At 32.5% G+C, this 13,958-nt stretch carries 10 protein-coding genes; 8 read left to right on the plus strand and 2 right to left on the minus strand.

Translation table 11 applies throughout. From position 1 onward, the window contains the following. The first annotated feature begins 108 nt into the window (after window positions 1-108). From BUC29_RS03240 to BUC29_RS03275, 8 genes are all read left to right on the plus strand, one after another. Window positions 109-408, plus strand: coding sequence for a hypothetical protein (locus BUC29_RS03240; protein WP_073413287.1), 300 nt, complete (start codon window positions 109-111; stop codon window positions 406-408). A 189-nt stretch (window positions 409-597) separates the two neighbouring features. Further along, the gene (locus BUC29_RS03245; protein WP_073413289.1) at window positions 598-1,584 is read left to right on the plus strand and encodes a hypothetical protein; all 987 of its coding nucleotides are present in this window, start codon (window positions 598-600) and stop codon (window positions 1,582-1,584) included. Between the two features lie 111 nt (window positions 1,585-1,695). After that, window positions 1,696-3,648 carry a PKD domain-containing protein gene (locus tag BUC29_RS03250; RefSeq protein ID WP_073413291.1) on the plus strand — a complete coding sequence of 651 codons (1,953 nt, stop codon included), beginning with the start codon at window positions 1,696-1,698 and terminating at the stop codon, window positions 3,646-3,648. 26 nt (window positions 3,649-3,674) lie between these two features. Beyond that, on the plus strand, window positions 3,675-6,410 hold the full coding sequence (locus tag BUC29_RS03255) for a CHAT domain-containing protein (RefSeq protein WP_084538585.1): 2,736 nt from the start codon (window positions 3,675-3,677) through the stop codon (window positions 6,408-6,410). After that, window positions 6,362-6,799 carry a retropepsin-like aspartic protease gene (locus BUC29_RS03260; protein ID WP_073413292.1) on the plus strand — a complete coding sequence of 146 codons (438 nt, stop codon included), beginning with the start codon at window positions 6,362-6,364 and terminating at the stop codon, window positions 6,797-6,799. Before BUC29_RS03255 ends, BUC29_RS03260 begins: the two co-directional genes overlap by 49 nt. A 157-nt stretch (window positions 6,800-6,956) precedes the next feature. Next, a complete protein-coding gene (locus BUC29_RS03265) occupies window positions 6,957-7,925 on the plus strand; it encodes a glycosyltransferase family 2 protein (protein WP_073413294.1) in 969 nt (322 codons plus the stop codon). Then, the gene (locus tag BUC29_RS03270; protein ID WP_073413296.1) at window positions 7,925-8,905 is read left to right on the plus strand and encodes a UbiA family prenyltransferase; all 981 of its coding nucleotides are present in this window, start codon (window positions 7,925-7,927) and stop codon (window positions 8,903-8,905) included. The genes BUC29_RS03265 and BUC29_RS03270 overlap by 1 nt, the downstream gene beginning before the upstream one ends. Next, a complete protein-coding gene (locus BUC29_RS03275; protein ID WP_073413297.1) occupies window positions 8,902-9,576 on the plus strand; it encodes a transmembrane-type terpene cyclase in 675 nt (224 codons plus the stop codon). Before BUC29_RS03270 ends, BUC29_RS03275 begins: the two co-directional genes overlap by 4 nt. A 29-nt stretch (window positions 9,577-9,605) precedes the next feature. Here the strand turns inward: BUC29_RS03275 and BUC29_RS03280 are convergent, their stop codons facing one another. Next, the gene (locus BUC29_RS03280; RefSeq protein WP_073413299.1) at window positions 9,606-10,487 is read right to left on the minus strand and encodes a Wzz/FepE/Etk N-terminal domain-containing protein; all 882 of its coding nucleotides are present in this window, start codon (window positions 10,485-10,487) and stop codon (window positions 9,606-9,608) included. 226 nt (window positions 10,488-10,713) lie between these two features. Further along, the gene (locus BUC29_RS03285) at window positions 10,714-13,890 is read right to left on the minus strand and encodes an efflux RND transporter permease subunit (RefSeq protein ID WP_073413301.1); all 3,177 of its coding nucleotides are present in this window, start codon (window positions 13,888-13,890) and stop codon (window positions 10,714-10,716) included. Between the last annotated feature and the right edge of the window lie 68 nt (window positions 13,891-13,958).

The raw sequence follows: 13,958 nt of genomic DNA on the forward strand, positions 1-13,958 counted from the left end.
AGTTAAAAAAGAATCTTAAATAAATTTCAAATAAAAGGGTAACAATTATCAATTACAGTTGATATAAGGAAACAAAATTTTTTTAAAAGAGTTAAAAATTAAGAGAAAATGGAAACCTGTCAATTTACAAATGAAAAGACTTTAGATCAATTCTACAAAATGATATCTGTCAAAACCCGAAATGGCTTTGTAATCGTAGAGCATAACGAGAAACTACCTTATGTTGTTTTATGCCGCGAGAAAAAAATTGTAAAACATTCTCTTCATTTCTTTCTTACCTGTCTCACTTTCGGACTTTGGTCAATTGTGTGGATCTATTTAATTGTTACGCTTTCGCGGAAGACAAACATTCTCGTGGCTGTCGATGAAGACGGAAATCTCTTTGAAGACAAATGTCTTTCGGCATAAATCAAAAAAATAAAAATCTAGGGTAACAAATAAAAACCCAAGTTGATATAAGCCTGTAAGCACATTTAAAAATATTTTTTTGAAAACATGGGTAACAATATCAAACCTTACTTGATATAAGAATGTAATTAATAACCAAATCTGAAAAACCGCTTGATAATCAAGACAGATTTATAAAAACTAGAAATTATGAACACAAATTTTAAAACTATCGGACTTTTATTTCTATTGTTATTTTCGTTTGTAAGCTGTGATAACAGCGACGGCGATGATAAAGAAACTATTTTGCCTCCAACATCGGCTGCTTTTAAAAGCATCAGCGAAAAAGGCGTTAAAAGAAATACACAAAACTTTACCATTACTGCCGGAAATGGTATGGTAACACTTACATCTGCAAAAGGTGTAAAATTGAACATTAATGGCGACTGCCTTACTAAAAACGGAAATCCTGTTACCGGAGAAGTTAATATCGAATATATAGAACTTTTTGACAAAGGAAACATGCTGGTTACCAACAAACCAACTATGGGACTTACTGCTGACGGAAAGAAAAACCTTTTGATTTCGGGTGGAGAGTTTTTTATTAAAGCTACACAAGGCGGTGTTGAACTACAAACTTCCTGTTATATGAGTTTAGTGGTTCCAACTGCGCTAACTGACGGTTTCGATAACTTAATGACTTTGTGGACTGGTGCAATTGACGATAAAGGAGAACTAGCCTGGAGAGAAGCAAAAGCAAATGCTGACGGAACCGGAGGTAAAGGCGGAGTTCAGGGCGAAGGAAACAATTATTATGTAACTTTTGGAAACTTCGGATGGACAAATGTTGACCGTTTTTACAGCGATCCAAGACCAAAAACAACTCTTTTAGTTGATGTTCCGGAAGGATTCAACAATACAAATAGTGCTGTATATCTTTCTTATGATGGAGAAGGAACAAACGCTCTTGCAAAATTAGACACTTATACTGCCGAAGGATTATTTAGTGAACACTACGGCCAAATTCCAATTGGTCTTGCTTGTCACATCATTTTCGCGACAGAAGATAATGGAAACTGGAGATACGCCATAAAAGGAGTAACAATATCTGCAAATGCCGTTTACACCTTTACACTAGCCGAAACAACAGTCGGTACCGAAGCTCAATTAGTTGCTGCAATTAATGCCATACAGTAACTTACAAATGCTTTTTTTAAGAGAAAGTGATGATTTGCTCATCACTTTTTTTTACATTTAAACCTGTTTTGAAATTGATTCTGATGATTTTAAGACTAAAACTATCTAGTTATGAAACCACAACTGTCTATTTTCTTGATTCTATTTTCGATTTTTTCAATAGGACAAACCAAAGTAAAAGACACCATAACCCGAAGAGCCAATATTGGTTTTATCCAAAACGGAAATGCTGTAAATTTTAAACCCGAAACACCGCCGCTGATTCCAATTGCGGGCGCACCAAAACCAAGTTATTCTTATTTATGGGAACTCGGTGACGGACATTACAGCAAAGAAGCAGAGCCAAAACATGTTTATAAAAACAAAGGAACGTATACCACAAGACTTGCTGTAACAAACAATTACGACAACGGAAAACCTCCGGCAACACGCCCGAAAAAAGTGGCTGTAAATGACATTACAGATACTAATTATAAAGACATTGCTTCGATTGCAGATCAAAATGGTTTTGCTATTTTAAAGAATTGCGATCCTATTCCGGAGCAGGAAATGGTAGTCGTAGTAAGTTATCAAAATCTGGAAAATTATGTTTCGAGCGGAAAGTTGTATTTATTTTATAATGAAAAGCAATTCAAACATAATAATTTCGAATTGAGCGATTTTAGAACCTATGCAAACGAACGTGAAGTAAAAGAAAACTTAGTCGCTTCGGTTGATGATCTTGACGATTCGAATAATTTTGTGGCTTCCGCCGAAAACACTTTCAAACTTAAAAAATACCGAAATACAACGACAGAAGAAGATCTTGATGCTTCACTTTTAGACGCTCATAAAACCTATCATAATGTTTCGGTTTTAGAATTTGATGATGCCAATCCGGGAGAAACGCGTAATGTTTTTTATACGTTTAAAACTACTCCCGAAATGATAAAAGATACAAGCGCAACAGTTACGATGCGCGGTATTTTTGTTCCGAATCGAAGTTATAAAAACCATAAAATCAAAAATCTGGAAATGGAAATCGTAACGTCTCACGACCCGAATAAAATGGGTTCTAACGGACGTTTTATGAATTACAGATTGGTGCGTTTTAAAAGAGTTAATTTTAAAACCCGTTTTCAGAATAATGGTGAAGGTCCGGCTAGAAAAATTCGGTTAGAAACTGATGTTCCGGATATGTTTGACAAGAAAACTTTCCAGATTGAAAGCATGTATCCAGAATGTCCGATTTGTCCAAAAGGCGAAGAACCAACCGTGAGCTGTCTCGATACGATTATCAAACAAAAGCAAATTATATTTACGTTTAAGAATATTTATCTTCCGGGAACGGAGCAAAAAAATGTTCATGAAAAAGACAGTACAAAAGGCTTCGTAAAATATTCGATGAAGTTTGGCGAAGATTTCCATAAAGTCAAAACCAAAAGTCGGACTTCGATTATTTTTGATAAAAACGAGCCAATCGTAACCAACTACGCCACTACCCGATTTTTGCCGGGAATCTCGATTGGTGTAAAAGCGGGTTACAACTTTTATCCTGATTTAGACAAATCGACGAGTTACTTTTTGGGTGCGACGCTTTCGCCTTTTAAATCGTATCGTTTTTACTGGCAGGTCGAATGGGTAAATGCTTTAAACCAATATAATAGTGCCATAAATGTTGTCGATCAAATAAATACAAATGCAAACGGAGTCAGACAGTTAATCCGTACGACAACGGCAACAGAAAATAAAAATATCAATTGGGAAGTTCCAATTTTGATTCGATATAACATTAATAATTATATCGGAGTTGGAGCCGGAATTCAGGCGAACATCAATGTTTCTTCTGAACAGAATCAAAGCATACAAACTGACACTTATGAAGGCGATAAAGAATCGTTTTTAATAAGTTCTGTTATGAGTTCTAATAAGATTAAAAACACTTTTACAGATGTCAAAACGGGCCTTTTATTTGATTTAACGGCTGGTTTCGCCAGAATTGGACCAAGTTTAGGCGCACGATACGTAATTAATTTTGAACAAAATTTTAATTACTTTCAGGTTTATGGAATATGGAAGTTTTAAGGTTATTCCACAGAGGCACACAAAGGATGCACAGAGATACACGAAGGTTTTTTATACTTTGTGTATCTCTGCGAGAAATCTTTGCGAATCTCTGTGAAATAAAATTCAATATAAACTTATATGGTTTAATCTTCCTCTTCATAAATCTGAATATTTTTGGACAGAGTCAGGAAGATAAAATATATAATTCAGTTGATAATTTCGCCGCGCATCCTTCCGCGAAAGCGTTACAAAATTTAAACGCCGCAGAAGCTGATTTTTGGAGAAATCCTAAACCTAAAACCAAAGATGAATTTTTGGCAATTGTGGTTTTAAACTGCAATAAAGCGTATTACGAAAATCAGTTTGGGCAGACGCAAAATGCAATTTCTAGTTATGAAAAAGCCTGGCAAATCTATCAAAAACATAAACTAAGTAATTACGATATTATTGAATTCTGCCTGAAACCTTTAGGCAATTTATACACCGTTTTGGGCGATTATGACAGTGCCGAAAACACCATAAAACAATACTTCTTTATTGTAAATACTTCAAAAAATTATCCAGATGCACAAAAACAAAAGTTTGCTGCAATTCTTAATTTATCGAATGTTTATCAGAGTTCGGGGAAAATTTCTTTGGCAATTGAAGTTTTAGAAAATACTCTAAAAACAGAGCAATTATCTAATTTACAAAAGGGGATTTTATGGAATAATCTTGGAAATAATTATTGGCTGGGCTCTAAACAACTTATGATAATTCGGAATTCATCTGAAAATGCAGAAAAAGCTTTTCAATCTTCGATAAAATATCTACAAAACGAAAAAGATCAATCTGAAACATTATCAAACTCTTATCGAAATCTGGCTTCGATGAACAGGCAATGGCAGCGATTTGATATCGCTGATTCTTATATGCAAAAGGCTGAAAAGCTATTTTTAGAATCTAAAAATCAACAGCCTCGAAAACTGGGAAAATTATATTATGAAAAAGCTTTATTACTTTTTGATGAAAAAAAATATGATGAAAGCACAAAGCAGATTTTGGCTGTTTTTAAAGTTTTAATTCCGAATTATAATTCTAAAGATATTCTTCCAAATCAAAATCAATTGTATGCCGAAACGGTTTTGATGGATGCAATCGATTTGGAAGCAGAAATCCTGAAGTTAAAACAGCCTAAAAAAGCATTAAAAGCATTTGATCTTTCTTTTTATATTGAAGATTTATTGATGAATTCGCTCGTTTACGAAAACTCAAAAATCATATCGCAATTACGATCCCGAAACCGTACTGAAAAATGTATTTCGATCTACAATAATTTATATCTAAAAGAAAAAAAAGTCCAATATTTAGAAGAAGCTTTTCAATTATCTGAAAAAACAAAATCGGGAATTTTAAAAAGTTATCGTTCGAATATTAAAAACGCTTCCGCAGAAGAAAAACAGCTTTTGCAAGAACTTCAAAATTTAAATAATGCCATTTTAAAAGAACAGCAAAAAGGAAATTCTGCTGATATTTCAAAAATAAATCAATTCATAAAAAAGCAAAATGAATTGATGCTTTCGCTGAAAAAAATTCAATCAAAAAACCCAGATTATCTTCCTGAAAATTGTGATTTAAAATCGTTGTTTTCAAAATTAGAAAATGATAAAGCTGTAATGATTTATTATTTTATGGGTTCTGAAAAATTGTATTATTTTACTTTGCAAGCCAATACGATTCAACTGAATCATATCTCAATCAATCATTTGGCAATTCCAAAAATTGTACAATTTATCGACTATTTCAATGATGCAAATTCAATTATAAATGATATTTCAGGTTATAACAAATATGGAAAAGTTGTTTATGATTTATTGAAACTTCCGAACAATTCGGTTTACCAAAATTTGATAATTGTGCCCGACGGAATTTTAAATTTTCTTCCTTTTGAGGCTTTAATTACGCAGGAATCATCTACAACAAATTTTGCTAAAATGCATTATTTGTTAAACGATTTCAGAATTGCTTATAATACTTCTGCCAATATTTATCTGAATTCAAAACCTGTTTCAAAATCAGAGAAAACGGTTTTAGGAATTTTTCCGATTTTCGAAAAAACAGCTTTTGAATTGGGTTATTCGAAGAAAGAAATGGAATCGATTCGAAGTAATTTTAAAGGAAAGTATTTAGAAAATTCAGATGCGAGTTTTTCTAATTTTAAAAATAATGCTCAAAATTATTCTATTTTACATTTGAGTACACATGCTTCGTCTGGCGATATTGAAACTCCGGCAAGTATTAAATTTTACGATCAGGAAATCTTATATTCTGAACTTTATAATCTCAACATAAATCCTGATTTGGTGGTTTTAAGTGCCTGCGAAACAGGAATCGGAAAATTGTATAAAGCCGAAGGAGCGATGAGCGTTGCAAGAGGTTTTCAGTTTGCCGGCGCACAAAATCTGTTGTTTTCTTTATGGAAAGTAAACGATTTTACAACTTCGGTTTTTATGGCTGATTTTTATAAAAATGTCAAAAATAATGTTTCTTATTTTGAAGCAAATTCAAACGCCAAATTGGAATATTTAAGCGACAAATCGATTCCGAATGCTAAGAAATCACCTTATTATTGGAGTGCATTTGTGTATTACGGATCGATTTCGGCAGAAGAAAAATCAGGAAATTATATATATTATGCGATTAGCTTTTTGATTGTAATTGGCTTATTTTTGGGTTTCAATCAGTATCGAAAATGGAAAATCTTCACGAGGTTCTCAAAAAAGGGAAATATAAAAAAATAAAATTCAAGGTTACTAAAACCCAGCATCTGCAGATTAAAGCAAAAATCAACGGCATTTCGGGAAATTTTATTTTAGATACCGGAGCTTCAAATACCTGCATAGGATTTGAAAGTATCGACCGCTTTGAATTGTCAGCAAAAAAATCTAAAACAAAAGCGTCAGGAGCTGGCGCAACGGGTATGACAACGCAGATTTCTTCGCAGAATACTTTACAATTAGGAAGCTGGAAAAGTAAAGATTTTAGTATTGTGATTTTTGATCTTTCTCATGTTAATGAGGCTTTAGAATCGTATAAAGCAAAACCTGTACATGGAATTATTGGTGCGGATGTTTTATTGGAGGGAAAGGCTATTATTGATTATTTTAATCATTATTTGTATTTGAAATAGAATAAAAAATCATAAAAAGAAGTGAGTCGTATATTAAAAATTCTAACTTTTTTCATTTAAGATTCCTGATAGAGAATTATTTAGATTGGATATCTAAATAATTAATTAGATTTGTGTTCCAAAAAACAAATAAATCTAAAACCAAAAACTAACCCCATTGATTATCGCTGATTCTCCTCTTGTTTCGATTATTATCCCCACTTATAACCGTTCTTATTGTTTACAGGCTGCTATCGATGCTGCTATAAACCAGACTTATCAAAATACTGAAATCATTGTAGTTGATGATGGTTCGACGGATAATACCAAAGATGTTATATCATCTTTTGAAGATAAAGTTATATATATTCAAAAAACACATACCGGACAGGCTGACACAAGAAATGTAGGTTTGCAATATGCTACAGGGGAGATTATTGCCCCACTTGATTCTGATGATATTTGGCATGACACCTATCTTGAAAAAAGTATTGAATATATGCTTGAACATAAACTAGATTTATTTTTTTCAAATTGGGAACTCCATTCTTTTAATTCACATCATGTAAACATTTTTCCTCATTTTATTAAAAACAACAATATTCCAAATCAAGGCTGTTATGTTTTTGATTATAAAGAGTTTAGAAAACTTTTACTTGTTGATTCTATTGCTCCCAGCTCTGGTTTAATAGTAAAGAAATCTTCCATTCCTTTTGGATGGAATAATCAGGTAAATATTGGTGACGACTGGGTTTTGCAACTCGAAATGGTTTTTAAAAATTTGAATTGTAGAGTTGGTTTTACTAAAGAGGTTTTTTGGAAAAAAAATCGAGATACGACTAATGTTAGTGATGGAAGAAAAGGGATTACTTTTAGAAAGTTACATCTTAAAGATTTAAATCTCGTGATTTTTGAGTTTAGTTCTTTGATGAGTAAGCATGAACGGGAAATGATTGATTTGAAAATCATTCAAAATAAAATTTTAGTGACCTATTTATCCTTATCAGAAGGAAGTATGAGCAGAGAAATAGGGCACTTGCTTGTACACATTGTTAAACAGCCTGTTTTATTTTTCATTGCTTTAAAAAGAGGAATTCAAAAACAAATTAGTAGAAAAAATTACCAACTTACCTTTGTTAAAAGTTAATGAGTTTTTTTAAACATATCCGCATTGCTACCTGGTGGTTTAAACTACCTCCTTTTTTAGTACTTATCTATTTGTATTTTATCAAAGAAAATATAACTGATTTTGGGCGCGAGATTTTTCTTATCTTGTTTCTTTTATCCGGGGTAGTAACTATTGCTATATTTGCAAGTTTGATTAATAATTACTACGATCAGGAAGATGATGCTGTCGCGGGAAAAGAAAATAAGATGACAAATCTTAGCAAAACCCAACAGTATTTAGCTTTAGGAAGCATTATATCATTTGGAATTTTATTCTCTTTTTTAATATTTCCTAATTTATATGCTTTAGTATTTTATTGGCTAAGCTGGTTTTGCTTTTATCTTTATTCCTGCAAAAAATTTCGTCTAAAAGAAAAGCGGTATCTGGGTATTATTTTTGACGGATTAGGATCTCAATTTTTCCCTTCGCTTTTTATTTTTTCTTTTTTATATGCAGGTAATATCGAGAATCATTTGGTTTGGATAATCAGCGGGAGTTTTTGGATGACTTCGGCCTTTGGAATGAGGTCATTGATTATTCATCAATATGATGATTATGAAAATGATTTAAAAGCCGGTGTTTCTACTTTTGTAAACAATACAGTTCAATTACCTAGAAATTTGTTTCAAGGATTTGTTTTGTTTCTGGAAATTATATCTTTTATAATATTTGTTTGGGGAATAGACTGGCATATTTTCGTGTTTCCTATTTTAATTTATGGTATCATACTCGTTATATTTAAAGTTGCTTTAAACATAAAATTTTATTTTTTTGAACCACTTCAAAATCAAAAATCCAGAAGTTTATTTTTTGATTTTTACATAACAATTCTCCCTTTTACACTTTTGGGATTACTTACTTTTAAAAATCATCAAAATGGAATTTTATTGGTGGTTTCTATTATCCTGTTTAATGTACCTACTTTGTTTAATGTTATTAAATTTTTTAAATTAAAATGAAATATACTTTTTTCTATATCTGTGGAACTTTTGGAGAACTTTTTTGGGTATTAGCTTATATGCTCATAATTTATAGAGGATTAAAAGACAAAAGTTATGGGATGCCGCTTGTACCGCTTGCTTTAAATTTAGGTGTAGAATTTGTTTTTTCTTTTTGTGACAGATTCAATTTATTATTTAGTTATACTTGGTTTTTACTGGATCTGGGTATTGTCTATACTTATTTTAAATATGGATATCCTTCGTTTAAAAAATATTATCGTTTAGAAAAAACGCAATGGTATGTTATAAGTATATTGGCCTTAATACTTGGTATTCTAATTAACTATTATGGGCATGAGTTTTTTGCTCATCTTTTACCAGAACTTCATGATAATCATATCAGTATTTTTTTCTCTGTATTAACATGTATCTTTATGTCGATATGCAGATTGGCGATGTTTTTTCAGCGTGAAAATTCAGAAGGACAGTCTTTTATAATTGCAAGCGTAATAATGATAGGTAACTTTTTGTGCTTTTTTCAAATCGTAGCTACCTCTACTCTGTATATATGGACAAACCCGCTAATGAGATTAATTTTATTGATTATCGTTGTTACTGATACCTATTGTGCAATATTACTTTACAGACAACTTACAAAAGAAGGAATAAACCCGTGGAAAAGATTGTAATTTTTTCCTTCTTTGGTAATTATGATAATTTATTTGATCACAATATTTGTGTCTAATTTGTAATTTTTTAAAAATGCAATAGCTACTCCAATACATAAACCCAATAAAATGAAACCAGTAAAAACTTTAGGTATTGAAGGTTCACTATTGGCAGCAGGAATTTGTGGCTTTTGTAAAACCTGAATAGTTGGGGTATCTTCTTGTATTTTTATTTTCATTTGTATTACCGATGCGGATAAACTATTTTGTATTTCATTTTTTATCGCTTCATTTTTAGAAGAGTCCTCTTCAACGTTTTTTATTAAGTTTTCTAGAAAACGTAAATCCTGGCGGGATTTTTCGGTGCGATATTTTGTTATATAATCTATTAGGTAAGTCATTGTAAAATTAGCAATATCTGCTGCAACTATTGGGTCTTGCATTTTTGCAGTTACAAAAACCATATTATTTTTTTTAACCGGATTTATTACTATTCTATTTTGAATATCCTGAATAATACCAGCTTTATTTTTCAAATTGAGATCATAATAAGATTTAAAACTCATCTTTTTATTTAAGCTTGTTGTTACTTTTTTATTAAGAATATAATCGTAAAAGTCAGTTGTATTTAGAATTTCCGGATAAAGTTCCGGGCTGGTAATTTCGGTGTTGAACAAATCAACGTTTCCATTATATTTTTTTAACAATTGATTTATCCCCGCTATGCCATTCGAAGCTTTATATGAAACTTCAGGCATAATTTTACCAACAGAAATATATTCTTTAGGAGTAATATATATATATACAGAACTAATAATTAAAAAAAACAAAGTGCTTAACAAAATTATTTTGTATTCCTTTTGTAAAACAGCAAATATTGAACTTAAAGAGATTGACCAGTATTCATTGTTTTCTTCTGTTATATGTGTCATGCTTTTTTTAATTAAATTGTAATACCAAATTCTACAAGTTCATCATTATATAATTTATTCGAAAGAGACATATATGATAACTAAATCAAAGATGCTTAAAAATTATTGCATTTACTAATATTATTTAAAAGCTGTTATTCTCTTTTAACTTCTCAAAAGTTAGTAATTAAAAAATCCCAAACTCCTTTCGGAATTTGGGATTTTTTCGTCTAAAATTAAATCAAAATTAATGGGTATGTTTAGGATTAAAACCGTCTTCGCTTAATTCTGTTGGCTCGTAATCAGCAACCATTTCAGCTTCGTAGTCGATTTTTTCTCCTTTAGAGAATTTCTGAATTAATTTCTCCATGATATTATAAATTACAGGAACCACAATTAAGGTTAGGAATAATGAAGAAATTAATCCTCCGATGATTACCCAGGCCAAACCGTTTTTCCATTCTGCTCCTGCTCCTTTTGCCAATGCAATTGGGAACATACCAAATACCATCGCAATTGTTGTCATCAGGATCGGACGTAAACGAGCGTGGTTTGCCTGAATTAACGCATTTCTGATTGATTCTCCGGCTGCTCTTCTTTGGTTGGTATAATCGACAAGCATGATCGCATTCTTACACACCAGACCAATCAACATGATGATACCTAAAATCGTAAAGATATTTAATGAGTTGTTAGTTAATGCCAGCGCTAACATCGCTCCAATGAACGAAAGCGGAATAGCAAACAATACCACAAATGGGTGTGCGAAACTGTCATACAAACTCACCATTACAAGGTAAACCAAAATAATAGCGGCTAATAAAGCGATTCCTAAAGTACCAAATCCTTCAGACTGGTTTTCCTGGTCTCCACCCCAAATATAATTTACTCCGGCTGGTTTATCTAATTTATCCAGTTTTGCCTGCCATTGCTGAACAATTGTTCCTGATGGAACCCCAACGTTTTGTCCTTTTACAGTTACAGATGCAGATTTATCTCTACGCTCTAACTGGCTAGGTCCAGAACCTTCAGTAATATCAGCAAACTGAGATAACTTAATTTGTTGTCCTGCTGCGTTTACAAAAATCAGATTACTTACGTCAGTAATACTTTTTCTGTCAAATGCATTGTATCTAATGTTGATATCGTACTCGTATTCACCAGCTCTGTATTTACCGTCAGTGTTACCACTAAAAGCAGTCTGCATGGTTAAACCAACTGTTTGAAGTGTCAATCCTAAAGCAGCCATTTTATCACGGTCTACTTTTACGTTAATTTCAGGGTTTCCATCTTCAACCGTTAATTTAATCTCAGTTGTTCCTGGAATTGTACGTAATTCAGCTTCCGCTTTTTTAGCAAATGCCATTGCCGCTTCTGTTGAAGGACCTGTTACGATTAATCCTAATGTAGCATCTTCGGCAGTACCTAAGATACCTACTGGAACTGTTTTTACTTTTGCACCAACTAATACTTTTTCAAGTTTACGTTTAATTTTTGCTGCGTAAACATTCGCATCATCTGTACGATCTTTTTGTTCGATCATTTTTACGTCAATCTCCGCTTTGTATGCTGTCGCTTGCGACGCTCCAAAACCTTCAGATGTTTGTCCTACCGTTGTAATTTGGCTGTGAACATATTCCTGAGATTTTAAGAAAGCTTCTGCTTTTTGCGTCATAAAGTTTGTTTGTTCTAACGAAGCATCTTTTGGCATCTCAATCTGCACTAAGAATTCACCACTATCAGAAGAAGCAAAGAACTCTCCACCAATGAAACCTCCGCCTACTAATCCAATTGTCGAAGCAAAGAATAATATGATTACTACAATAAAAGTTTTAATATAGTGATCTAAACACCAAGTCAATAAATTAGAAACCCAGTTTGTAAAACGTGTTAAATAGTTTTCGAAACCAAGAATAATTCTTCCAAATAAATTCTTTCCTTCAATATGCTCTAATTTACCGAAACGAGATGATAACCAAGGAATAATAGTAAACGAAGCTAAAAGAGATAACATCGTTGAGATAATTACCGTAACACAGAATTGCGTGATGATGTTTGATACTAGACCAGAACTCATCGCAATTGGCAAGAATACTACAACAATTACTAATGTAATCGAAGTTACAGTTCCGCCAATTTCTGCAGTTCCGTCATAAGAAGCACGGATTCGGCTTTTACCCATTTCCATGTGCCTGTAGATATTCTCCAGTACTACAATCGCGTCATCCACAAGGATACCAACAACAAGAGATAATCCAAGTAAACTCATTAAATTTAATGTATATCCCATTAAATAGATTCCGATGAAAGTTGCAATCAACGATGCAGGAATAGAAACCATTACAATTAACGAGTTTCTAATACTGTGAAGGAAGAACAACATTACAAATGCTACCAGAATTACGGCAATCAATAAATCGTGAACTACAGAGTCAGCAGCTTCAAGAGTAAAGATTGTACTATCTTTTGCAACTTCTAATTTCAACTGATTTTTTGCATAATCTTTTTCAAGAGTTGCAATTGTTTTTAACAACTGCTCACTTACCGCAACGGCATTTGCATCAGATTGTTTAATAATTTGTAAAACAATCGCACTTTTTTGATCTACACGAGATATTTTTTCGGCAATTTTCTGCGTATCCTGAACGTCTGCAATTTCACCTAAACGAATTTGGATTCCGTTTTGAGAAGAAACTACAAGGTTTCTTAATTCGTCAACACTTTTATATTTACCCGCTAAACGAATTAATATTTTTTGATTACGAGTCTGGATATTTCCTGTTGGGAAATCTAAGTTTGAACTCAAGATTGTTTGCTGAACCTGAGGAACAGATAATCCATAACCCTGCATTTTAACAGCATCAAGGTTTACCTGAATTTCACGCTCAGAACCACCAATAATATTTACCTGAGCAACCCCTTGTACACGAGATAAGATAGGAGCAATTTTTTTGTCAATTAAGTCATAAAACTCTGCTTCATCCATTTTACCATTGGCACCAAGCGTCATGATAGGTAAATCACTCAGCGAGAATTTGGTTAATGCCGGCGTTTTAACATCTTCGGGCAAATCACTAATAATCGCATTGATTTTACGCTGTGCATCATTTAAAGAGAAATCGACTTTTGCATTTGATGTCAATGTAATCGAAACGATCGATAAACTTTCGTAAGACTTTGAGTCAATCTTTTTTACGTTTTCCAGAGACGCAATCGCATCTTCAATTTTCTTTGTAACCGTATTTTCTACCTCACTTGGAGAAGCTCCAGGATAAATTGTAGAAATTGTAATAACGTTTTGTTCAAATTTTGGTATCAGCTCATAACCTAACTGGCTGTAGCTGAACAATCCACCAAGTGTCAGAATTGTAAACAATACAATTACCAACGACGGACGTTTTATGGATATTTCGGCTAATTTCATATATTTTTTCTTTATGCTTTAGGCTGTAGGCAATAGGCTTTAAGCTTTTAATTTTGCTTATAGCCTAT

This window comes from Flavobacterium defluvii (genome assembly GCF_900129555.1).
In the GTDB taxonomy this organism is placed as follows: domain Bacteria; phylum Bacteroidota; class Bacteroidia; order Flavobacteriales; family Flavobacteriaceae; genus Flavobacterium; species Flavobacterium defluvii.